Genomic DNA, 22,031 nt, shown 5'->3' on the forward strand with positions numbered 1-22,031 from the left:
ATGGCGATGATTAGCGACCTGTTCCCCGGTTGGGCTGCAAAGCGCGCCGAAAGCCGCCTCAAGAAAATGCGCAGTGACGTGGCCATGAACTCGCTATCGCGCCGCTTCGAGGGCGCCGCCGGCGGTCGGAGAAACGCAGGTTGGCGCGCTGCCGGCACAGATGCGAACGCAGAGAACGGTCCGGCCTTGGCAATGCTTCGCGCCCGCGCCAGAGACCTGCGCCGCAACAACCCTTACGCCGAGCGAGCCATCAGCGGTATTGCTGACAACGTGGTTGGAGCCGGCATAGTGCCGCGCCCCATCGCGGCCAACAAGGCTGACATCAAGCGACTGGCCTCGAGCTGGGCCGCCTGGGCTGAAACCGCCCAGTGCGATGCGGATGGCATGGAAAACTTCTACGGCCTGCAGCACAAGGTGATTGAGGCCGTTGCCGAAAGCGGGGAGTGCCTGATTAGACGCCGTCGCCGCAAAGCTTCTGACGGTCTGGCGGTCCCGCTTCAGTTGCAGTTGCTTGAGGCTGACTTTCTGGATGAGAGCAAGAGTGGCAATAACGGCGCCAATCTCATTATCCAAGGAATCGAGTTCAGTCCTATCGGCAAGCGCGTTGCCTATTGGTTGTTCGACGAGCACCCCGGCGCTAACGTGGTGATGCGCTCGATCAGTTCTCGGCGGATACCTGCTGAAGACGTGATCCACGTATTTCTACCCAAACGCGCTGGCCAGTCGCGCGGCTACACCTGGCTTGCGCCAGTTATGCAGCGCCTGCGCAACTTCGACGAAATGGAAGACGCCGTAATGGAGCAGGCCAAGATTGCCGCCTGCTTCGCCGCTTTCATCACCAAGGACGACACCACGGCGAGCAGCAAGACCCCGCCGCTGGTGGATCGTGTGGAGCCTGGCTTGTTGCAGGAGCTGGGCGTTGGCGAAGACGTCACCTTTGCAGCGCCGCCCACCTTCAACGGCTATGAGCCCTACGCTTGGCAGGCGCTGCACGCCATCGCTGTTGGTCTGGGTATTCCTTACGAGTTGATGACCGGCGACCTAAAGGGCGTGAACTTCTCTTCGGGCCGCATGGGTTGGCTGCACTTCGCTCGCCGGGTGGACGTATGGCAGTGGCGCATGATGATTCCGCAGATGTGCGAAACCGTATGGCGCTGGTTTTCCGATGCCCAGGCGCTGCGCCCTGATGGTCGCATTGTTGACTCGCGCGCCGAATGGGTACCGCCACGCCGTGAAATGGTAGACCCAAAGAGCGAGATTGCCACCGTAAAAGAGAAGCTGCGCAACGGCCTGATCACCTGGCCAGACGCACTGCGAGAGCTTGGTATTACCGACCCCGCTGCTCACGCCAAAGAGATATCCGAATCCAACAAGATGCTTGATGCATTGGCCATCGTGCTTGATTGCGACCCGCGCCACCTGTCCGGCGCCGGGCAGGTCCAGGCAGAACCCACTGACCCCAAAGAGGTATCAACCGATGACAGCGACCAATAAGACGCTGGAAACGCCGATGCTCAGTATTCGCGCCGCGGTGCGTCCTGAATCGCTGAATATCGATGACCGCACTGTAGAGATTACCTGGACCACCGGCGCCAAAGGCCGGCGGTTTGCCTGGGATGTAGGTACTTACAACGAAGAGCTGGATGTAAGCGACACCGCTGTGCGCCTTGATCGCTTGAATAATGGCGCACCCTTCCTGAATGCCCATGCCAAGTGGGAGCTGCGCGACGTGATCGGCGTAGTTGAGAAGGCGTGGATCGAAGGCGGCGAGGGTCGGGCGCGCATTCGCTTCAGCCAGCGCGATGAAGTTGATGACATTTTCAAGGACGTCAAGGACGGCATTCTGCGCAATATAAGCGTGGGCTATGTGGTTCACCGCTACGACATCATCGAAGAAGCCGACGACAAGATTCCCACTTATCGCGCCGTAGATTGGGAGCCGATGGAGCTCTCACTTGTGCCCATCGGCTTTGATGATGGCGGCAAGGTACGTGCTGCCAAAACCGCCGAAGAGTACCAGGGCACCAAATACCCCACCGTTTTTGAAATTCGTCAGGCCGAGCCTGTCGTTGACCAGGCCGTCGCGGCCACCACTAAAGAGGAAGCACCCATGACCGACGAAGAACGCGCGGCCGACGAGCAAGCTCAGGCCCAAATCCGCAAGCAAGCGGCTGAAGAAGAGCGCACCCGCTCTACCACCATTCGCAGCATGGCCAAGAAAGTAGGCCTTGGCGATGACGTTGCAGACGACTTTGTCGCCCGCGGCGTAACTGTGGCTGATGCCAGCGCACAGATGATCGACAAGCTGGCCGAGCGCCAGAATGCCGACCAGCCCGAAACCCGCAACAGCCAGCCGACGGTTACCAGTTCGGTTGACCAGAGCGTGGTACTGGCCAAGCGCAACGCCATGCAGAACGCATTGATGAACCGCTGCGATCCCAAAATCAAGCTGGAAGATGCGGCCCGCGAGTTCCGCGGCTCACGCCTGATTGATATGGCGCGCGACTTTGTCGAGCTGGCCGGTGGCAGCACGCGGGGCATGACTCCGCAGGAAATCGCCCGCGCCGCTCTTGGCTGTGACCGCAGCGCCATGCGCGCCGCTGGCATGCACAGCACCAGCGACTTCCCCATCCTGCTGGGCTCTACCGTGAACCGCACCCTGCGCGCGGCATACGACCTGGCCCCGCAGACCTGGCGCCCGCTGGGCCGTGAAACCAGTGTGCCGGACTTCCGCGCTGTAACCCGTGCTGCGCTGGGTGATATCGCCGCGCTTGAGAAAGTGAATGAGCACGGCGAATACAAGTACGGCGAGCTGGGCGAAGAAGGTGCCCCGCTGAAAGTGGGCAAGTTCGGCAAGATCATCGCAATCACCTGGGAATCGATTGTTAATGATGACCTGGGCGCGATGACCCGCATCCCGCAGGCGTTGGGTGCTGCTGCTGCGCAGACTGAGTCCAACATTGTTTGGGATCTGCTGCTGGGTAACCCGAACTTCACCGACGGCACTGCTGTGTTCCACGCGGATCACGGCAACTTGGCTGCCTCCGGTGGCGCAATCAACACCACCACCCTGGCCGCTGCACGCGCTGCAATGCGCAAGCAGAAGTCTATCGGCGGCAACTTCCTGAACCTGGCGCCAGAGTATCTGGTGGTTGGCCCGGACAAAGAGCTGGAAGCTTACCAGTTCACCAGCTCCAACTACGTGCCCGCCAAGAACGCCGACATCAACGATATGCGCAACGCCTCGTTGACTGTCATCGTCGATGCCCGCATCACCGGCAACCAGTGGTACTTGTACGCCGCCCCTGGTGCCGTTGACACCTTCGAGTATGCCTATCTGGAAGGCGAGCAGGGCGTGTTCACCGAAACCCGCGAGGGCTTCGAGGTGGATGGCATGGAAATCAAGGCCCGCCTGGTATTCGGCGCCGCCTGGATCGACTTCCGCGGCGGCTACAAGAACCCCGGCGCTTAATCCATCAACCTGAATGGGTGCCTGCGGGCGCCCTGACTGCTTTCCAATTCTCGAGGTGACACATGAAAAACTATGTACAGCCCGGTGACATGATCACCGTTATCGCAACAGCGGCCGTCGCGTCCGGCGATCTGGTCCGCTCTGGCAGCATTCTTGGCGTGGCGGCTACTGACGCCGCCATTGGCGAAGAAGTAGAGCTGAAGACAACCGGCGTCTTCGATCTGGCCAAGACCAGCGCGCAAGCCTGGACTGTGGGCGCACCCATCTACGCGATTGCAGCTTCAAGCCTGCTGACCAATGTACCGGGCACCGGTAACTATCTGGTCGGCGTAGCAATGGCGGCTGCCGCCAACCCCTCTGCCACCGGCCGCGTGCGGCTGAACGGCACGCTGGGTCTGGCGGTCACTGCCTGATGAGCTGGGCCAGCATGCGCGACCGCATGAACCGAGTGAGCATGCGGGCGCTCAATGACGGCCCTGCTTGCTACCAGGACGCTTCGGGCATGCACGATGTGCCCGAGGTGATGGTTGACTTCAACATTGCCCGCACCGGCCCTGAAGGCGTGTTCCTCACCGAGCAAACCGGCATCACCTATCGCAAGCCTGAGCTTTGCGCGGTAGTGCGCGGCGGCGTATTCATCTTCGACAATCGGCGGTTTACGGTTGAAGAAGAGATTGCGGATGACGGCCTTTTCGTAACGGTGGCCTGTATGGAGCAACGCCGATGAATATTCTGACCCTTGGCCGTAAAGCGCTGATAGGAAGGCTCGGCGAAATCACCCAGTCAAACGGCTACCGCACTAACGCTGGTCTGAATGTGCGCAGCGGGTGGTTCAACGAAGTCATCAAGGAAAGCACCAGTAGCTTCCCTCTCATTGTTTTACAGAAAGCCAGAGATAAGGACCCGCTATGCCGTGCGCAAGGTATGCGAAAGCACACCGGCTTTAGAGTGGTGGCAGCCGTCAGTGCAGGTCTGGATGACTACGAAGACGTGCTCGATGATCTGGAGCTGGACCTTATCGAGTGCCTGATGCCAACCGAAGGCGTGCCGCTGGGCTGGACGCCGGCAGGAATCCCTCAATTGTCTCTCGGCGCAAGCGAACAAGTACCCCCTGGCGAGGGCCTAGCTGCCGGCACCGTGGTGCTGCCCGTTTATCTTCACACCCTTATTGAAACCCGTTTATCGAGGTAACCCCCATGAGCAAAACCCCAGCAAAGGCTGTTGAGCGTAAGGATTACAAGCTCAGCGCCGCGCACACCCATGGCGGCAAGGATTGCGCCGCAGGCGACACTGTCTCGCTCACCGCGCGGCAGGCTGCATTCATCAAACACAAGCTGGTCGGGCAAGACAGCAAAACCGCAAACCCAGCCGAGGCAGTAGCCCCGGCAGTGCAGGAGGGCTAAGCCATGCCATGGGTAAAAGAAACAGCCGTTATTGGCGGCATGACCAAAATTCGCAAGGCTGGTAGCGGCCTTCCGTTCACTCCAATCGGCCTTTGCTCCACTGTGCAGCAAACGCACGAGACCAATGAGCTGCGCCTGGAAGATACCACTCAGCCATTGGGTGGCACTTACGACAAGCTGGAGAAAATCACGCAGATGGGCATTCAGCTCAACATGCGCGAGATCTTCAGTCGTAACTTGGCGCTACAGATTTACGGTACCGTCTACGATGTGCCGAGTACCTCCGTTACCGGTGAGACGCACATCGCCGAAGTGGGCGGCACCTGTAAGCTGGACAAAATGCCGCTCACGATTGAATCGGTGGTGGACGCAGAAACCGGCGCTATCGAATATGTAGAAGACGTCGACTGGATGCTGACCGGGGCAGGCTTTGAAGTGCTCGACGGTGGTGACCTCGCTACGGCGATTGCTGGCGTGACAGAAGGCGAGAGCTTTAGCGTAGAGGTGGATTACACCTGCGCCGATTATGACGAAATCGAAGCCATCACCGATTCTGGCCAGGAATGGGAGATCATGTTTGAAGGCGCCAACGCAGTCGGCACCAAAGGCAAGATCAACGCCTTCTACTGGCGCGTCCGCTTTGGCCTGGCTGAAAGCATGGACTTCATCAGTGTGGAAGACTTCATGGGGCAGACTGTAACGGCTGAGGTGTTGGCTGATTCAGGCCGCGGCGTTGGTCGTAGCGCTTACATGAAGATCAATAAGCAGAAGAACGTGCCGGTTGCTGCTTAGGCTGGCTTAGCCCAAGGAGGGGCGCTGTGCTAGATTCCTCCCTATCAATCATAGGGAGGGACTCTGATGCGCTACCTGATTGCCATTGTGATGGCATTAGCAGCCAACAACGCGCTGGCTGCTACCGTATTCAAATGCGAGCTGCCGAATGGGCAGACGCAGTTCTCTGATCAGCCCTGCCCGGGTGACGTTGAGAGCGAGCAGATGGAGGTGACTCACGAAAAGAGCGGAGTTAATTTATCTCCTTCAACCGAGCACCTTGAGTTCCAGCAGCGGCGCGATATAGATCGTGAAAGACAGAGCATTCAGCTGCGCCGCAGTTCGACGGCAGCTCAAATGGCTAGTGCGCCATGTCGCACTTTCAATAGTAGCGAGCTGCGCACGCTTATCATTAGGCATAATGTGGTTAGCGGCATGAAGAGGGCGGACGCCTTGCGTGCTTGGGGATCTCCTACGCGCATTAACGGAGACCAGCATGCTTACCACTGGGCGAGGGGTGGATCATCTTATTTCTACGTTAGAAATGGGTGCGTAAATACAGTGCAAGGTCAATGGGGCGGATAGTCCTTGATGTGGTAAATTTTTTCATAAGACCATCAGGGAGGAATCCATGAAAATCATTGGCGGTTCGTTTGGGCTGAAAGGCCACGCTTTCGTGGCAGGCGACATTTTTGCAGTAGAAGGCTCAACCAAACAGGACTATCGTGCAGACGAGATAGTCTCGGTAAACGCCAGGATTGAAAAGAGCAGAAAGTTTGGTGTTCTGGGCTTTATTACTGGTGCTTTGCTGTTCACCGTGCTTGGCAGCCTCCTGCTTGGGCCGCTTGGCGCCGTCTTAGGCTTTGTTATATCTATAGCTGGGTCTTTTTATTCGAACACAACCAATATAGTGGATATTGAGTTTCGCGATGGCAAAAAACTGTCTGCAGAGGGTTCGCCCCGCGCGATAGGAAAGATTACACGATTCGCGAAAAACTGATTTTTGAAGTTTCACAAAACCCGCTACGGCGGGTTTTTTATTGCCTGGAGAAAAGTATGGCCGACATCGGGAAAACCGTAGTGAAGAAGATTGGCGAGCGTGAAGTGATTTGCCGCGAGCTTACAGTAGGCCAGGTGCGGGCATTGATCGCCAAGGACTGCAAGCAAGACTTGGCCAATGTTGGACTAATGGGCGACATGATGCTGGAAGATGTAGAGGTGTTTACAAACCTCAGCCCTGAAGAGGTCGATGCGATGCACCCAAGCGTGCTGGCAGACGTGGTAGCTGGCTGCAAGGAAGCAAACCCGCATTTTTTCGCGATGCTGGACAGGCTGAACACGCCGCGCAAAACAGCCTGAGCCAGCTTGATAGTGTTATTTGCAGCCTGACGGTGCTCGGTCACCACCGGGTGCTTGATTACCCCTGGTCTCTCTTCCTGCGATCCCTCAAAGGCAACAAGTGATGAATGAAGTCGAGCTGAAGCTTACCGCTAATATTGATGAAGCCACCAAGGATGTAGCGCGCTTCAGCAAGGAATACCAGCAGATGGCCCGAGCGGTAGAAAGGCCGCTGCGCCAGGTGAATAGCTTCCGTGATTTGCAAGAAACGCTGCAAGGCACCCAGCGTGAACTCAAAACAATGCGAGAACGAGTGCGCGAGCTGGGTGGAGAGCTAGCTCGCACTGCGAATCCGTCTAAGCAGCTGCAAAACGAATACCGAGCTGCAGCTTCCGAGCTGGGCAAGCTTGAGCGAACTGAAGGTGTGCTTACAAATCAGATCGCGCGGCGCCGCGTTGAATTGAAAGCAGCAGGGGTAGATACCCGTAATCTGGCGGCAGAGCAAAATAGGCTTGCGGCTGCCTTGAAATCTGCACTGTCGGCGGGTAGAGCCGATACTTCATTGCGTGATGCGCGCAGCGCGCTGGGCGTGGGTGAGATTGAGAACGCGCAGCGTGAGCTGGTCGAGCTGCGGCGTCAGTATCAGCTTGTCACTAAAGATGGGAATCTTTCCGCTACCCAGCGTGCCGAGGCAGAGTCCAACTATCGCAAAGCAGTTAGTTTATCACTCTCCCAGTTGCGCGTTCTTCGGGAGGCAACGCGTAGCACTGGAATAACCGCGGAGCAAGCCGCCCAGAAAATCATCCAAGAGCAACGCCGAGTGCGCTCTGAATACCAGCAAACGACACTGGCAGCCCGCAAATCTGCTCTAGAATCTGCGCGTAATGATTTAGGGGTAACACGTTACCGAGCACTGAAAACTGAGTTGAAAACAACGCGCACTCAGTACGAGCTGTTAAAAAACGCGGGGATGTTGACCACCCGTGAGCTCGCTATAGCTCAACAGGCAATGACTCAGCGTGTTCGTGAGACTCAGCGGGCTCTTCGGGATCTAGCTGCAGAGCAGGATGGGCAGGGCGAAAGTGGAGGACTGGATCTTTCATCTCTTGGCATTGCCGGCCCAATCGGTGGGGCTTACGCATTATACCGTTCTATTAAAGGTGTCTCTGATATTACGGATGCCTACAGCCAAATGAATGCGCGTTTGGCCCTGGTCACTGAATCTCAAGCAGAGTTCAATGAGGTTCAGCAACGCCTTGAGCAAATTGCCGTCGCGTCAGAATCGCCACTTGAGTCATTGATTACACTGTACACCCGCATATCAAGGCCTCTGAAAGAGGCAGGCAAAGATCAACGCGAAATACTGGCCATTACTGAAGCTGTGGCATTGTCTTTCCGCGTATCTGGTGCCAGCGCAACCGAGGCAGAGGCGGGGGTCATTCAGTTTTCGCAAGCACTGGGTGCGGGCGCACTGAGGGGGGATGAGTTCAACAGCGTGGCCGAACAGGCACCACGCCTAATGCAAGCACTGGCTGATGGAATCGGTGTTCCAGTTTCGGCGCTGAGAGACATGGCCAAAGAGGGAAAGCTTACCGCAGACGTTATATCGCGTGCCTTGATGCCACAACTGGAAGTGCTGAGGGCTGAGTCTGAGTCTCTCCCTGGGACCGTTGGTGGCGCGTTGATTCGCCTTACAGATGCCTGGAATAAAGCGATTGGTACGGCAGATACTACACCGCTGATCAGTGCCATTGATGACCTCAACGCCACAATAAGCGACCCTAGTGTTATGCAGGGCATTCTAACGGTGGCAGGGGGGATCGTTACGCTCGCAACCGCCGGTGCTTATGCAGTGTCGGAATTTGGCGAGTTTGGCACCCGGCTGGGGTATATCGCCGCTGCAGCATCAGGTGCTACTACCGAGCTTGATGGTATTGAGCAGCGCTTGAAAGATATCGACCGAGGCCTTTCTGGAACGGGTTTAAATCGCACCCTAGATAGCTTTATCTACACCAAGGAAGAGCTTCAGAAAGAAAAGGAGCTGCTGCAGGAGCGCCGTGAGACTTTGATCGCTGAGCTAACGGGCATGAACCAGGCGGCGTCACAACTTGGTGATGAGGCCAACCAAGCGGCAGAACAGGCGCAGGCTCGAGCGCTGGAGGCCCGCCAAAAATACGTAGAAGCCCTAAAGCAATCTCAGGCTGAAGAGCTCAAGGCATCCAAAGAATCACTGAAAAAACTCTTGGCTGAAGAGAAAAAGGCTAACAGTGAGCTGGAGACCATTCGCAAAGAGCGGCTGGATATTCAAAACCGCTATAAAGAGGCGCTGGAAGGCTTGGGCGGCGGTGATGGGCCAAGCTACGGCGCGGCGCAAACACTGAAAGTTGGCGCCCGTAACGCGCTGCAACAGGGCGACGTTGAAGGCGCTCAGCGGCAAGCACGTGAAGCGCTGAAGATACTGCAGGAGTTGGACCAGGCCGGTGAAAATACCTACGGCTTCGAGGGTTTTATCAAAGAGCTGGAAGGGCTCGACTTAGCGGCCAACAAGCTGCAGGAAAACAAGGCGGTTGACGAGCTTGAGCGCATCAACGCCGCCATTGTTGCTGTAAAAGAACAGGCCGAAGCACTCAAGGATCTGGATGTAAGCGTAAAGCTGGACGATGCAAGCCTTCAGGCTGCCAAAAACCAGCTGGCTGAGTTCGCTAGAAGCGTGAACGGCACTGAGTTGGTGATCCCCATTCGTACCGTCTATTCCGACGGTACAGTGGATGTCACCGACATTTCCGACCGTTTTAGAGGTGGCGAAAGCTTGGGTGGCTTTGCCGGTGGCGGCTGGACGGGGCGGGGCAGCAAGTACCAGGTAGCTGGTGTGGTGCACGCTGATGAATACGTACAACCAAAACACCGCATGCAAGAGCCTGGCGCGCTGGCCTTTATGGAGGCATTCCGCAATCGCGGTATGTCTTTGCTGCGCAACGGCTATGCCGATGGCGGGCTGGTAACATCCCCGCGCAACCTGCCCGCCATACCCCAACTGGCGCCCAGCGTCAGCGGCCAGGGCAACGGCCTGCAACCGCTAAACCTGACCATGCCCAACGGCCAAACCTACGAGCTTAGCGGTCAGCCGTCAGTGCTCGAGCAGTTTGGCAAGGCAGTGGGCACCATGAAACTCAAAGGGAGAAACCGCTAATGTCTGCACCCTTTGTGTTGGGCGGGATTGTGGTGCCGCTGCACGCGGGCGTGCCCGATGTGACCTTTGGTGATGCGGGCGGCTATACGGACTACACCCTGTCTGAGGGTGAGCAGGTGCGCGCCCGGCACTTTAAGAAACACCTGATTACCATCACCGGCTCTGGCTGGATGGCTACGGGGTTGGACGCGCTGGACTGGGATGCCAAGCATGTATTGCTGTGCCCCAAGCCAAAGCGGGTGGCCACCACCAGCACAGTGGTGAGTATTACCACTGATGTAAGGCCCGATGTGCCGGTGTTTTGCCATGCTCTGGTTGGGCGCTCGTGGGTACAGACCCCGGTTGCCATGGATGGCCGCGAGGCCACCATCACGCCCGTGTCCGGTGCCAGCCAATACAGTCTTGGCTGGTACCCGATGTTTACCGTGTTATGCAAACCGCCAGAAGACGCCAACGCCGGTGGCGGTGTTTCCTGGCAAATCAACGCCCGCGAGAGTTAAACCATGCTCAATGCTTATCCGCTCAACAGCGTGCCGCTGAATGGGCTCTCTGGTGGTGCGCTACCGGAAACGGTCGTAATTGAGCCCGGCGACAGCTTTGTGTGGTCGCTGGTGATAAAGGTGGGCGGTGAGGATGTGTCCGCTGCCTGCCAGGGCTATAGCGTGAGCGGTTCTGAAGATGGCGACCTGGTTGCTGCCTTCACCTGGCAGTTAGGGCCAGATCCTGTGGATCTGCGCAGCTTTGCTGGGCGCAGTGTCACCATTGATTTTGTGGTGCATGGCGATCCGGACGTTGTAGATCGCCGGTTTACCGGTGAGCTGGTTGAGCCTGAGTTTGATGTGCTTACGCGGCTGCTCAGCTGCCAGGCGACCACTCGGCTCGAGGATGCCTTTGAAGCAAAAGAGCATGCAGAAATTGATGCATTTGTGGCAGGGCGTTGGTCTGCTGATGTATTTGAAGAGCGCGAAGGCCGTTCACGCTGGGATTACACGCTTGAGCGCTTGAGTACCATAGATGCCAGCCTGAGCGTTGGCCGCGATGGGGAGCCGAGAATCACGAGCTGGAGCCCGGCAGGCGTGGCCTTTGAGTTTGCCCAGGGCTCAGCCATTTACGAGTCGGCAGACGTGGCGCTGGGCAAACTCAGCGATACCGTCAACGTGTTTGAAATAGAGCTGGACTACCGTTACAGCCGTTACCGTCAGCGCAACCAGTCTTACTCGTGGTTGCACCCAGGTACCGGCGGTAACACCTCGTTTGATGGTTTTGCGGCCTGGCGTGCAGACTCAACCGAGTTGCCAGACGTAGAGATGATCCGTGAGGCCACGCGCAGCGCTGGCTGGTTTATTCGTAACGAGCAGTTTTTCCGGCTACCAGGCTCGCTACCCAACATAGCTGCGCCCTGGTACAACGAAAACACGGACCTATTACTTGGCGCAGATTGGACTGCAAGCAAGCGTTGGGCGCAGCGGGGAGTGGAGCAGTACCGCATTCGGTTAGAGGTGCCTAGTGGTGTAGCAGCGGTGGGAGAGGTGATTGAACGCCAGCGCGTAGTGCTCGATACCGATACAGATGGCGACAGCTTGTGGGAACAGAGCGGCGACCCAGAAAACACAGCAGCCACCGACTTTTCCGAACTGCCGTTGCGCGATAGCGATCGCTTGCAGCTGGCCTTGGATACCATCATGGCGGTGGGTCGTGTTGCGATTCTCAAGTCGCAGCGCGCCAACCTCGTAACCTGGCAGGTGCCGCTTGCTCACGCCCTTGGAGTGGATTTTGGCCAGCGCTTGCGGCTGTACGACCGTATAACCGCGACAGGCGTAGTGACCTCGCTCAGCGAACAGGTTGATGTTGAGAGCGGAGCGGCAGATCTCACCATTGGTATCGCGGTGAGTGAGGGCACGGTTACCGCCCCGTCAGACGCGCTTGTCGTGCCGCCGCAACCGATTTTTGTTGATGACCCAGGCCCCTCAGTTTCTCCAACACTGCCTACCCAAATTGGGTGGCGCAGCACGGCGCCGGAGTACGACGAAGAGCTTGAGGGCTTCTCTGGCAATTACAGCGTACCCGATGCCGCCGGCGACACGATGGAACGCTACCCACGCCGCTTTGCGGTACCTACACCTGAAATTATCGCCCAGTGGCGTGATGAGGTGACTGCTGAATCAGCGATCACCTATCGAATCGCACCGCCGGCAGACACGCTGGAGATATGAAATGGGCTCAGCAAAAGATCAGCGCATTAGCGAAACGCTCATGCAAAACCTGGCCGAATCTATGCCGCGTGAAAGGCCAAGCCCAGCACTGAAAAGGGAGCGTAAGCGCGGCGGTATAGCCGCAAAGCGCGGTTACTTTGAGCGCCAGTATCAGCCCGGTACCGGCGAAACCACCGGCGGCATTGCAAGCCCCCTTGAAGAGGTGAGCTACAGCAACCGTCTTTACCACACCAGTGGTATCCCCAGTACTGATGGGCTCTTTGTTTACCCGCTGCTGAGCAGGTTGCAGCTAGAGGACGATAACGGGGCGCCTGTAACGATTTACCTTGCAGGAACCTCGGAACCAACACCATGAGCACAGAGACGAATAAACCGCTGTGGGGCTGCCCGTGGCACGGCGTGATCCGCCGCGAGTTTGTTACGCCGCCACCGGGCATCAGTGGGGATCAATATCTATCTTCTCAGCAAACGATGATGCTGCCCAGCGGGGCAGAAATGCCGTGGCCGCAGAGCTCCGATATCTACACATCCAACATTGCGCACCACGGAACCGTATTTATGCAGCGCCTGCCGGGAGCTGCGCAAAGCACTGAAACGTCTGACGAGCAAGCTGCAGATGGCATGGATTGGCGTAATTACGCGCTTGTGTCTGGAGGGTTCCAGTCGGAGGTGCACGGCAAGCGCCTGGGTAACCTGGCTTGGTTCTATTGGGACGCGACCATGGGCTGGCCGTGGAAGTTAAATCTCTCGGTCCGGCGTATCGACTCAATCAATGCGTTCGACTGCGAGACGTATGATCTGACAGTGAGCGCGGACCCATCAGGATTCGTACTCAAACCATGGCCTGGCTTTGATAAAACGGTTCGGTTGAGCGCCGAGCAAACCGCCGAGTTCAGCCGCGTTGGCTGGCAGAACTCAGGGCTACGCTACTGCATCGTTGATGCGGTAGCAGACGGCAGCAAAATAATCATCGGGGTATACAACGCACTTAACCGTAGCCTCCGCGAGCGCTCAGACTCGATGACGGTGAATGATGTCACAGCCCTCGGCTTCTGGCTGCTTGAGGTCGCCGGCAGCCCGTTTGCAGGCGGCCTTGATTTTGATCTGCAAGCAACAGAGCTCGCAACACGCACTGCATGCTTGGGTAGTGTTAATTATACGCCGATGCCGACAGGCTCAGTCACGGTCAACGTGTATTCGCCCAACGACCTGCAGGGCTTCAGGATTGATTCGCCTCCCGGCCCTTACCCGGAGCCTTCAAGCACCCCTTTGCCGATTGTATCAAGGTCATTTTCCACGACCGAAGAAATTGGCGTTGAGACGCGGAGGCTTCTTGGGAAAGTGGTTGGATACTGGTTTGACGATCAGGGTGAGCCTGCGCCGGTGGTGATAAATCGCGTGGCTACGCGCGAAAGATCCAGCAGCTACAGCGAGCAGATAGTGGACAACAGTCTGGTTATGGTGATCGACAGCGAGGGTGCCACCACTTACGAAGGCAGTGCAGATGGGGAAGCGACCCGCACTGTCGTCGAGATCAATATTGATCAGATTGAGGTTTCTTGGGCTGGCCATGCGCTGGTCGAGCAATGCACGCACACCCGCACAGTCCAATACGACTGGCACTATCAAGCCAAAGATGGCTATTTCCCGCCACCCAGTGCGGCAGGTGCATTAACGGTTACTTACACCGTAGAGATGGATAGCCCGGCGGGGCATAGTCAGGAAGGGCCAACAACGCAGCAGCTCGGTAGTGCCAGTGCGCCAAATGGTCTGCCAGCCGCCGCGAGCGATTCGTCAGCAGCCGCGTACGAATGCAGTCTGGACTCATTTCCAACGCTGATGCGGTGGTGCGACAAGGCCTTTGGTGTCGTATGCCGGGCCAACTCGAGCGAGATTGGGGTATCTCGAGTGCTGACCCCTGGTGGCAAAAAAGGCGCGGCGGGCACTCACCCGGTTACTAATAAGTACGGCGCATATCAGCCGGTTACCGGGGAAGTGCTGATCGCTGAGCGAAACCCCGTTCGGTTTACTTGAGGACTCCAAATGCAATTTTTGAATAACTGGCTCAGGCCGATAGCCCTGGCAGCGGGCGAGGCGAGCGCTTCACTTGACCTGCCTGACGGGCAATACATGTTAACGCTGGCTGATAGCGAGACCAGCGCTACGCGGTGGGAGGTTGTGACCGCTGATGTCGTCGGGGGGGCTGCCGTGCTGCAACGGGGTCAAGATGGCACGGATGATTCAAGCTGGGAATCTGGCAGCGTCATTTATTGCACGATGACAGCAGGGATCCTTCAGACGTTGTTTAGTCGCATTGATTCTTTGGAGTCGCGTGTTGGCGAACTTGAAGCAATTGCCGCTGGGCGCCTGACGATTGAAATCGTGTCCGAGGTCGTTCCTTTTGATCAGACCTTGAGCGGGTGGCTTGATGGCGCTGCCGGCTCTTTGGTGTCAGCTCCGACCGAGCTTGGCGGTGTTGCTGTGTCGTTTTCTGCGACTGCGGTTCAGCTCTCTGATGGGTTGATTGCGATTATGATTCAGGGCACTGCGAACGCGGATATTTCTGGCCTAGCATTCACGCTTGATGCGCCAGGGTTCGCGGGGGTTTCGGTCACTGTAGAGCAAGCGCCAGGAGAGGCCGCGTTCGGCATTATGGCGGCTCCGGTGGCTGGTCAGCTTTGGCCAGACGGCCCGGTCACAGTAACCCTCACACCCAGCTAACCCATGCTTTGAGACTTAAACGCCCTTAGCGCTTCCCTGATTTAACCCATCAATACCCTACTGGAGATAGCCGCCAATGCAGCCGGCCCGTCTAGATCTGCGCGTCAATAAAGGCGCAACCTTCCGCGCACTGCTGCGCGTTATGCAGCCCAGCCTGATTTATAAAGCGATCACTGCCATTGCGGCCACGGCCCCGGTGCGGCTCACTGTGGCGCACGAACTGCCGACTGACTGGCCGGTGTGGGTAGAGCAGGCCCAGCAGCTGCAAGCGCTTAACCGCGCCCCGCTGCGCACAACCCCGCACATGGCCAGCGTTATCGATGCCAGCACGCTGGAAATCAACACCATCAACGCTGCGGGCACTAACGCCAAAGGCGGCCAACTTATCTACCAAGCGCCGCTTGATCTAACCGGCGCGACCGCTGTTCTGCAGCTGCTGGAAGAGGGCGCAGACGCTGGCACGCTGCCCGTTACCGTTAACGCTAGTGGCTGGGTGGGTGTTGACCTGACAGCCGCAGAAACAGCTGCGCTCGGCTTGGCCGCTCGTGACTACGTGCTAGACATCACCCTCGGCAGCGGCGAAGTCCTGCGCGCCTTTGCGGGCACGGTTGCCGTAGAGCTAGCAGGGGCAAGCGCCGGGCAGTTATGCAGCGGCTATGCAGTGATTGGCGGTGATCGCGGCCCGGCAGGACCTACCATCGCTAGCGCAACGGTAAACGCAAGCGGCCACCTGATCATCACCCTGGAAGACGGCACTGAGATAGACGCCGGCTACATCGGGGGTGGTGGCGGCAGCGGTGGGGCATGGGGCGCTATTGCTGGCGACATTACCGCCCAGCTCGATCTGATGGAGCGGCTTGGGCTAAAGGTCAATCAGGACACCTACAACGCCTTTGTGGTGGCCACCAGCGATGCCCTTGCTGATCGGTACACCAAGGCCGAATCTGACGCCCGATATGATGCAACTGGCACCGCCAGCGGCGCGGTGGGCGCGCACGAAGCGGCACCCGACCCGCACCCGCAGTACACGACCGCAGCCGAAGCTACCGCCAGTGCGCCGGTGCAGAGCGTGCAGGGCCGGCAGGGCGCCGTAGTCATCACGACCACTGACCTCAATCTGCAGAACGTCGACAACACCTCGGATGACGACAAACCAATCAGCACGGCACTTGCCGCAGCGCTCGACGCCAAAGAAGACGCCGTGCAGGACAACCTGTCCGCATCAGTTCCGCCGACTGTGGATAACGACGAGACCGAGGGCTATGCACCGCGCAGCCGCTGGTTCGATATCTTGGCAAGGGAGTCCTACCTGTGCCTGAGTGCAGCAACAGGGGCTGCGGTATGGGTGCAGACCAGCCTTACGCTGGATGAGTTGGGTTCCGCTGCATTACAAGATGTTAGTGCTTTTGCTACTTCTGCCGACTTGGATGCTGTAGAAGGACAAGCACAGGGATATACGGATGCTCTGAGGGACGATCTGCAAGACTCGTCAAACCCCGCCAAGGGGGCGGCGATTGTGGGGCTGTTGGGAACAAACGTAGGCAACTACCTGAGCCAGCTATTGGACAGCAAGCAGGTCCGAATTGCCGCAGGCGCTCTGCGTAATCCCGGAACTGGATGGGAGTTTATACAGGATTCGGAGCACGATCCAATTAACGCTGTTTCGGTAACAGTGGATGACAGTGTAAACCTGCGCGTGTCCTTCAAAGGCACAAATGCAAAAGTCATAGCAGGCATAGCAGTGCCTGACGAGGCATACGCTCGACACGGGCTGACTGTCGGGTGCAGTGTTGGCGTCGGCAGCATGGATATAAGAGCATTCATGCCGCTTGAGTTTTCCCTTGCAACAAACGGCACAAGCGCGCCTGTTGTCACTGCGCGAAAAGAGATCGCAAATTTAATTTCAGCCTCAAGACAGGGCTTCTCCATTCGGGTCAACCATCCGGCTGTAAAAGATGGCGGACCGCTAGTTCAGCCCTATGTCGGAGCGCCTGCGGTGTTTGCCGACTCCGTTACTGATACGACCTTCAATTTAGCTCAGTCGCTTCCGGCATCGCCTAAATACTATCGCATCAGGTATGTCAGCGGCGCGTGGCAGTTATCCACTAACGATACAGGAGCAACGCTAGACTCTAGTGCTTTTTCAAGTAACGGCAACCTTGTTGTCACGCTGGGCACCGCTATTACTTTAGGTGAAGAGTTCTTTCAGTCCGTTTCAGACAGGTATACATCTAACTGCAAGATAATTACGCCCGGCCTGAATAGCTTCACAGTAAGATTCTATGACGCAACCGGAGCTGTGCGAACTACTGCTACCGATTCCACGATGGAGAGCTATATACAGTACGGACCACCAGTCGCCGCCTTTAATTCAAGCACAACTCTCCCGGCGGGAACGTACAAGATACGACGGGGGCCAGTACCCATAGACTGGTCCGCTCTGACAAGCCCAGATAGTTACGGAGCAAATGCAAATATATGGTTTTTTGCGATTGTCGAGTACGAATAGCTTCTCTGCCCGCCGCTTGTATCATCCCCGCACGATCAAAAATGCTGCCCATTTCACACACCGCTTAGGCGGTTTTTTTGTGCCTGGAGTTTATATGCAGATATCCCCGAAAGGTCTGGAGCTGATCAAGTCTCACGAGAGCCTGCAGCTTGATGCGTACTTGTGCCCCGCGAAGGTCTGGACGATTGGCTATGGCCATACCGGCGACGTGGTTCGTGGTCAGCGGATTACCGAGGCAGGGGCCGACAAGCTGCTGCTGAATGATCTGCAGCGCTTTGAGAAGGCCGTGAATGCTGTCCTTGTGCCGCTGGATCAAGACCAGTACGACGCCCTGGTGTCGTTCGCGTTCAATGTGGGGGTGGGCGCTTTCAATTCATCCACTCTGCTGCGCCTGCTCAATCATGGCGACTATGCGGGCGCGGCCGGTCAGTTCAAGCGCTGGAATAAGGGTGGCGGCAAAGTGCTGCCGGGGCTTGTGCGGCGCCGCGAGGAAGAGCGAGCGCTGTTCGAGGGCGAGTCATGATTGCTAAGTACAAGCTGCTGCTGCAGGGCGGCGCCCTTGTCGTGCTGGTGCTGCTGGGGTTTGGAGTTGGGTGGAGCTGGCAGGGCGCGCTGGGTGAATCTGCGCTGGACAAGGCCAACAAGGCGCACTCTGACACGCTGGGGGAGATAGCAAGGGCAGGGCAGCGGCAACTGCAGGATCAGCAGGCGCTATTGATAGCCGAGCGCGAGCGAATGCAGGCGCTGGATACGAAACACAACGGGGAACTGGAAGATGCGAAACAAGAAAACGAGAGGCTTGAGCGCCTCTATTCTGGTGCTGATGATGAGCGTAAGCGGCTGCGCATCGCAGTCAAAGTTGCCCGCGCCGACGCTGTCGTGTCCGAAACCACAGGCGGCAGCAGCATGGGCGATGTCGCCGCCCTCGAACTCAGTCCAGAAGCTGGACGCGCTGTTTGGGATATCAGAAAAGGAATGATCGAGGACCAGGCGAAGCTGCGGTACTTTCAGGAGCTGGAGCGCGAGCGGCAACGTCAGTCGAACGGGCAGTAAATTACCTCGTGGGGGAATTTTGGTGCTTTCATTCCCCCTAGCATCCCCTAATCACGCTATAGCGGCATCAATGAAACGGCTATATATGGGCGTTATAAGGAATCGGGAGTCCGTGCCAGAGCGGTCGAAAACGGATTCGAAATCCGTCCCTTTGAGATTGCTTTGTGTTTAGCCGGAACGGCGGTAGGGTAGGCACTTCAAATGCGGCCTGACGGTTTCCCGCCAGGCCGGGCCGATTACATCTGGCCGTTATTGATCAGTGCTGTAATCAAACGCACTACGTCGCGGGCGAGCTTTATCAGCTCTACCAATCCTTTCCTTTTGGTCATTTTAAATGCCTCAGTTAAGGTGGATCTTCCGCGCCCTGATTCGGTTTTGCCAGACGGCCGGTCGTTGACAAGCTCGTACTGGCGGGCCATCATCGGCATTGCTAACTGCCTGGGCACGTCCCAGCACAAACGCAGATGACATTTGCCGTGTCACTGCTAAGCCCCGGTCCCTGGTATTAATAGGTGTCGGGGTTTTTTTATGCCTCGGACACAAGATAGTGTGTGTTTTGCAGGAGGGCAATAGCTTTATGGCAGATTGGCCCCTTTCTTGCATTGTGTATGTCATCAAACCCTTGCGTAGCGCGAGGTTGCCGCTTGTCGGTTTTTTGGTGGACTCACGCTAAACCCTGTTCGCGAACCACTCTGGCCTTGAGTGCCGTCTTTGTTTCAGCGTCCGCACCGGACTCCAAGGCATCCAGATAATCGCTATACCACTGCATCATCACGCGGCGGCCGTCGAGATAGGCGGCCTTGTCGTACACCCCTCGCAATCCGACCTTCTTGTGGGCAAGCTGCATTTCCGACCAGGCATCAGGCCAGCCATGCTCTGACAGAATCGTCTTGCATGTATGCCGCGAGCCGTGGCCGGTCATCCTCCGCTTGTATCCAGCTTGGGCGAATACCTTATTGATCGTGGCGTCAGACATGACCTGCGACTTCAATCCTTCAGATGGGAACAGGAAGCGTGACCTACCGGTGTGACGCTGCAGTTCCAGTAGATCAGCTATCACTTGATCAGGCAGTGGCACTAGGTGGTCGCGGCTCATCTTCATTTTGATAGCAGGCACGGCCCACAGCTTCGCCTCTAAATCGAACTCAGACCATTCAGCCGAACGCACCATGCCGGGTCTTGATGCCGTGCGCAGCACCATCCAGGCTGCTACCTTCGCCATAATCTTGCTGGGAGATTCGCGGAGCGCCTGCATGAACTCAGGCAGTTCTGATTCCATTAGGTGCGGGTATTGCTCAACAGCGGGCGCTTTCTCGGCAATGTCGATCAGGTTACTGGCCGGGTTGTTCTCGCAAAGCCCGCGAGCGATCGCCATACCAAATATCTGATTCAGCCAAGACCTGGCCTTCTCTGATGTGTTGTGTGCACCGCGATCTTCAATAGAGCGCTGCAGTTCAGCACACTGGCGACGGGTTACTTTATCGATTGGCGTGGCGCCAAGAGCGGGTAGGATGTCGTTATCCAGTGCATAGCGCATGCTCTTCATCGTTTTGATAGCGCGCCCATCGCGTGCCTTCTTCTCATACCAGGCTTCAGCCACCTCTCGAAATGAAGGTGCGGCTGGCGCGACTTGCTTCGGGGCGGCTGGGTCAATGCCACGATCAAGCATATCTGAGAAGGTGAGGGCCTTAGCTCTGGCACCCTTGGCACTTACGTCCGGATAGGTTCCAAGACCAAGCCACGACCACTTGCCGCTGGCAGGTTTCTTGTAACGCCACTCCCACCGCTTACGTCCAGACTGGTTAACGACGAAATAAATTCGGTCAATTCCGTAGCTTTCGCGGTATTCCTTTGCCTCTGGCTCAAGAGAGGCCAGCACGGTATCGGCCAGCGGCCGGCGCTTTATATCCTGTCTTTTCATGGTTTTCTTGTATGGTGGAAGCCCTGAGAATCGAACCATACACGAGGCCATACAGGGCGGGCAATCGTGACAGGGGGCAACAGGGCATAACAGGGAGCAACGAAACCCGCGCTGGTCGGGCGTTTGAAGGCTTACAGGGAGTAATCAGGGTGATGCAGAAATAATAGAATGGAGCGGGTGAAGGGAATCGAACCCTCGTCGTAAGCTTGGGAAGCTTCTGCTCTACCATTGAGCTACACCCGCACAGGCGCTCTTTTTACCAGAGTCGCCGACGCTGGGGAAGAGGGCGACGATATTTGTTTTCGTCGCCCTCGATTTTAGGCTTGGCGCTCGCGGTTGAGTTGCATCAGTAATCGGTAACTATGCTGCCTGGCTTGTTGGTCAAATATAGGGCTATTGACGATCAACTCATTGACGCCTGTGCGCTCCAAAAGCTGATCCATCTGCTCACTTGCCGCTTGCGAGTCACCGATCAGACTACCGGAAAGGGTCGACATAACCTGATGTCTTTCATGTGGCTGCCATAGGCTTTCCATATCATGCACTGGCGCAGGCATCTTGCCAGGGCGGCCGCGAATTAGATTCAGAAACGCTTGCTGGTGTGAGGTCGCCAGATAGTGAGCTTGTTCGCGGTCATCGGCCAGGTAGGCATTGATGCCCAGCATGGCGTAAGGCTCTTCCAGTTGCTCGGACGGCGTGAAGTGCTCGCGATACAGACGCAGAGCGCTAAATAGGTAGTCGGGTGAAAACTGGCCAGCAAAGGCAAAAGGCAGGCCCAGGCGGCCAGCCAGTTGGGCGCTGAAGGTGCTGGAGCCAAGAAGCCAGATTGGTACATTGAGGCCTGAACCGGGGACCGCGCGCAAACGCTGTTCAGGTGTGGGGCTGGCAAACAGCTTGCGCAATTCTTCGAGCATTTGCGGAAAGTCTTCGCCGTCGGTGCGGCCGCGGCGCAAAGCCTGTGCTGTTGACTGGTCTGTGCCAGGTGCTCGACCAAGCCCGAGGTCGATGCGGCCTGGGTAGAGCGATTCCAGCGTGCCAAACTGCTCGGCAATCTGCAACGGCGCATGATTTGGCAGCATGATGCCGCCGGAGCCGATGCGGATTTTGTGCGTACCCGCGGCTAGGTAGCCCATCACTACTGAAGTGGCGGCGCTGGCTATCCCCGTCATGTTGTGATGTTCGGCTACCCAGAAACGATTGTAGTCCAGCTCTTCGGCAAGTTGAGCTAACGCCAAGGCATTGTGCAGTGCATCAGCTGGGGTTGCGCCTTCAGTGACTGAACATAGATCCAGTATGGATAACTTTACGGCCGGGCTAGTCATGGTTTCTCCTGCACATCAGTTTGCAATCAGGCTATGCTAACGTTGAATGACCTCAGTAAACACAGCTAATCATGACTGGGCAATGAATCCCCTGAATGGTTGCTGCAAGCGTCTGAGT

At 57.2% G+C, this 22,031-nt stretch carries 21 protein-coding genes and 1 tRNA gene; 19 read left to right on the top strand and 3 right to left on the bottom strand.

The genetic code is table 11. The annotated features are described in order from the left end of the window. The 19 genes from EF096_RS01895 to EF096_RS01985 all read left to right on the top strand — a co-directional run bounded on the left by EF096_RS01895 (position 1) and on the right by EF096_RS01985 (position 18,670). Entirely contained in the window at positions 1 to 1,494 is a 1,494-nt protein-coding gene (locus EF096_RS01895; protein WP_123887904.1) for a phage portal protein, read from the top strand. Next, positions 1,478 to 3,472 (top strand): prohead protease/major capsid protein fusion protein, encoded by a 1,995-nt coding sequence (locus tag EF096_RS01900; protein WP_235869595.1) that lies wholly within the window; start codon positions 1,478 to 1,480, stop codon positions 3,470 to 3,472. The genes EF096_RS01895 and EF096_RS01900 overlap by 17 nt, the downstream gene beginning before the upstream one ends. A 62-nt stretch (positions 3,473 to 3,534) precedes the next feature. Then, the gene (locus EF096_RS01905; protein WP_123887905.1) at positions 3,535 to 3,885 is read left to right on the top strand and encodes a DUF2190 family protein; all 351 of its coding nucleotides are present in this window, start codon (positions 3,535 to 3,537) and stop codon (positions 3,883 to 3,885) included. Next, positions 3,885 to 4,199, top strand: a complete 315-nt coding sequence (locus EF096_RS01910) for a hypothetical protein (protein WP_123887906.1) — start codon at positions 3,885 to 3,887, stop codon at positions 4,197 to 4,199. The genes EF096_RS01905 and EF096_RS01910 overlap by 1 nt, the downstream gene beginning before the upstream one ends. Next, positions 4,196 to 4,663 carry a hypothetical protein gene (locus tag EF096_RS01915; protein WP_123887907.1) on the top strand — a complete coding sequence of 156 codons (468 nt, stop codon included), beginning with the start codon at positions 4,196 to 4,198 and terminating at the stop codon, positions 4,661 to 4,663. Before EF096_RS01910 ends, EF096_RS01915 begins: the two co-directional genes overlap by 4 nt. A 5-nt stretch (positions 4,664 to 4,668) precedes the next feature. Beyond that, positions 4,669 to 4,875, top strand: a complete 207-nt coding sequence (locus EF096_RS01920; RefSeq protein ID WP_123887908.1) for a DUF7210 family protein — start codon at positions 4,669 to 4,671, stop codon at positions 4,873 to 4,875. A 3-nt stretch (positions 4,876 to 4,878) separates the two neighbouring features. Beyond that, entirely contained in the window at positions 4,879 to 5,667 is a 789-nt protein-coding gene (locus EF096_RS01925; protein ID WP_123887909.1) for a phage tail tube protein, read from the top strand. Positions 5,668 to 5,733: 66 nt separating this feature from the next. Continuing rightward, a complete protein-coding gene (locus EF096_RS01930; RefSeq protein ID WP_123887910.1) occupies positions 5,734 to 6,231 on the top strand; it encodes a DUF4124 domain-containing protein in 498 nt (165 codons plus the stop codon). A 46-nt stretch (positions 6,232 to 6,277) separates the two neighbouring features. After that, a complete protein-coding gene (locus EF096_RS01935) occupies positions 6,278 to 6,646 on the top strand; it encodes a hypothetical protein (RefSeq protein ID WP_123887911.1) in 369 nt (122 codons plus the stop codon). A 56-nt stretch (positions 6,647 to 6,702) separates the two neighbouring features. Further along, on the top strand, positions 6,703 to 7,005 hold the full coding sequence (locus EF096_RS01940) for a phage tail assembly protein (protein ID WP_123887912.1): 303 nt from the start codon (positions 6,703 to 6,705) through the stop codon (positions 7,003 to 7,005). Positions 7,006 to 7,108: 103 nt separating this feature from the next. Beyond that, positions 7,109 to 10,174, top strand: coding sequence for a tape measure protein (locus EF096_RS01945; protein WP_123887913.1), 3,066 nt, complete (start codon positions 7,109 to 7,111; stop codon positions 10,172 to 10,174). Next, positions 10,174 to 10,674 (top strand): hypothetical protein, encoded by a 501-nt coding sequence (locus EF096_RS01950; protein ID WP_123887914.1) that lies wholly within the window; start codon positions 10,174 to 10,176, stop codon positions 10,672 to 10,674. Before EF096_RS01945 ends, EF096_RS01950 begins: the two co-directional genes overlap by 1 nt. A gap of 3 nt (positions 10,675 to 10,677) precedes the next feature. Continuing rightward, the gene (locus EF096_RS01955; protein WP_123887915.1) at positions 10,678 to 12,387 is read left to right on the top strand and encodes a hypothetical protein; all 1,710 of its coding nucleotides are present in this window, start codon (positions 10,678 to 10,680) and stop codon (positions 12,385 to 12,387) included. A gap of 1 nt (position 12,388) precedes the next feature. After that, positions 12,389 to 12,742: a hypothetical protein gene (locus EF096_RS01960; RefSeq protein ID WP_123887916.1), complete on the top strand. Its 354-nt coding sequence runs from the start codon at positions 12,389 to 12,391 to the stop codon at positions 12,740 to 12,742. After that, positions 12,739 to 14,421, top strand: a complete 1,683-nt coding sequence (locus EF096_RS01965) for a hypothetical protein (protein ID WP_123887917.1) — start codon at positions 12,739 to 12,741, stop codon at positions 14,419 to 14,421. Before EF096_RS01960 ends, EF096_RS01965 begins: the two co-directional genes overlap by 4 nt. A 144-nt stretch (positions 14,422 to 14,565) precedes the next feature. Beyond that, positions 14,566 to 15,108 (top strand): hypothetical protein, encoded by a 543-nt coding sequence (locus tag EF096_RS01970; RefSeq protein WP_123887918.1) that lies wholly within the window; start codon positions 14,566 to 14,568, stop codon positions 15,106 to 15,108. A gap of 76 nt (positions 15,109 to 15,184) precedes the next feature. Then, positions 15,185 to 17,617, top strand: a complete 2,433-nt coding sequence (locus tag EF096_RS01975) for a hypothetical protein (protein ID WP_123887919.1) — start codon at positions 15,185 to 15,187, stop codon at positions 17,615 to 17,617. A gap of 94 nt (positions 17,618 to 17,711) precedes the next feature. Continuing rightward, positions 17,712 to 18,140 (top strand): lysozyme, encoded by a 429-nt coding sequence (locus EF096_RS01980; RefSeq protein ID WP_123887920.1) that lies wholly within the window; start codon positions 17,712 to 17,714, stop codon positions 18,138 to 18,140. Further along, the gene (locus tag EF096_RS01985; RefSeq protein WP_123887921.1) at positions 18,137 to 18,670 is read left to right on the top strand and encodes a lysis system i-spanin subunit Rz; all 534 of its coding nucleotides are present in this window, start codon (positions 18,137 to 18,139) and stop codon (positions 18,668 to 18,670) included. The genes EF096_RS01980 and EF096_RS01985 overlap by 4 nt, the downstream gene beginning before the upstream one ends. A gap of 664 nt (positions 18,671 to 19,334) precedes the next feature. On the opposite strand, the gene EF096_RS01990 is transcribed toward EF096_RS01985, so the two are convergent. The 3 genes from EF096_RS01990 to EF096_RS02000 form a co-directional block, all read right to left on the bottom strand. Then, positions 19,335 to 20,591 (bottom strand): tyrosine-type recombinase/integrase, encoded by a 1,257-nt coding sequence (locus EF096_RS01990; RefSeq protein WP_123887922.1) that lies wholly within the window; start codon positions 20,589 to 20,591, stop codon positions 19,335 to 19,337. Positions 20,592 to 20,760: 169 nt separating this feature from the next. Next, positions 20,761 to 20,834 (bottom strand) — tRNA-Gly (locus EF096_RS01995). Between the two features lie 74 nt (positions 20,835 to 20,908). Continuing rightward, positions 20,909 to 21,913, bottom strand: coding sequence for an LLM class flavin-dependent oxidoreductase (locus EF096_RS02000; RefSeq protein WP_123887923.1), 1,005 nt, complete (start codon positions 21,911 to 21,913; stop codon positions 20,909 to 20,911). Positions 21,914 to 22,031: the final 118 nt, after the last annotated feature.

It is taken from the genome of Pseudomonas neustonica (assembly GCF_003797945.1).
Lineage (GTDB): Bacteria > Pseudomonadota > Gammaproteobacteria > Pseudomonadales > Pseudomonadaceae > Halopseudomonas > Halopseudomonas neustonica.

Coding starts and splice junctions, on each gene's coding strand:
- EF096_RS01895 (WP_123887904.1), top strand. CDS start 1: ATGGCGATGATTAGCGACCTGTTCCCCGGTTGGGCTGCAAAGCGCGCC.
- EF096_RS01900 (WP_235869595.1), top strand. CDS start 1,478: ATGACAGCGACCAATAAGACGCTGGAAACGCCGATGCTCAGTATTCGC.
- EF096_RS01905 (WP_123887905.1), top strand. CDS start 3,535: ATGAAAAACTATGTACAGCCCGGTGACATGATCACCGTTATCGCAACA.
- EF096_RS01910 (WP_123887906.1), top strand. CDS start 3,885: ATGAGCTGGGCCAGCATGCGCGACCGCATGAACCGAGTGAGCATGCGG.
- EF096_RS01915 (WP_123887907.1), top strand. CDS start 4,196: ATGAATATTCTGACCCTTGGCCGTAAAGCGCTGATAGGAAGGCTCGGC.
- EF096_RS01920 (WP_123887908.1), top strand. CDS start 4,669: ATGAGCAAAACCCCAGCAAAGGCTGTTGAGCGTAAGGATTACAAGCTC.
- EF096_RS01925 (WP_123887909.1), top strand. CDS start 4,879: ATGCCATGGGTAAAAGAAACAGCCGTTATTGGCGGCATGACCAAAATT.
- EF096_RS01930 (WP_123887910.1), top strand. CDS start 5,734: ATGCGCTACCTGATTGCCATTGTGATGGCATTAGCAGCCAACAACGCG.
- EF096_RS01935 (WP_123887911.1), top strand. CDS start 6,278: ATGAAAATCATTGGCGGTTCGTTTGGGCTGAAAGGCCACGCTTTCGTG.
- EF096_RS01940 (WP_123887912.1), top strand. CDS start 6,703: ATGGCCGACATCGGGAAAACCGTAGTGAAGAAGATTGGCGAGCGTGAA.
- EF096_RS01945 (WP_123887913.1), top strand. CDS start 7,109: ATGAATGAAGTCGAGCTGAAGCTTACCGCTAATATTGATGAAGCCACC.
- EF096_RS01950 (WP_123887914.1), top strand. CDS start 10,174: ATGTCTGCACCCTTTGTGTTGGGCGGGATTGTGGTGCCGCTGCACGCG.
- EF096_RS01955 (WP_123887915.1), top strand. CDS start 10,678: ATGCTCAATGCTTATCCGCTCAACAGCGTGCCGCTGAATGGGCTCTCT.
- EF096_RS01960 (WP_123887916.1), top strand. CDS start 12,389: ATGGGCTCAGCAAAAGATCAGCGCATTAGCGAAACGCTCATGCAAAAC.
- EF096_RS01965 (WP_123887917.1), top strand. CDS start 12,739: ATGAGCACAGAGACGAATAAACCGCTGTGGGGCTGCCCGTGGCACGGC.
- EF096_RS01975 (WP_123887919.1), top strand. CDS start 15,185: ATGCAGCCGGCCCGTCTAGATCTGCGCGTCAATAAAGGCGCAACCTTC.
- EF096_RS01980 (WP_123887920.1), top strand. CDS start 17,712: ATGCAGATATCCCCGAAAGGTCTGGAGCTGATCAAGTCTCACGAGAGC.
- EF096_RS01985 (WP_123887921.1), top strand. CDS start 18,137: ATGATTGCTAAGTACAAGCTGCTGCTGCAGGGCGGCGCCCTTGTCGTG.
- EF096_RS01990 (WP_123887922.1), bottom strand. CDS start 20,591: ATGAAAAGACAGGATATAAAGCGCCGGCCGCTGGCCGATACCGTGCTG.
- EF096_RS02000 (WP_123887923.1), bottom strand. CDS start 21,913: ATGACTAGCCCGGCCGTAAAGTTATCCATACTGGATCTATGTTCAGTC.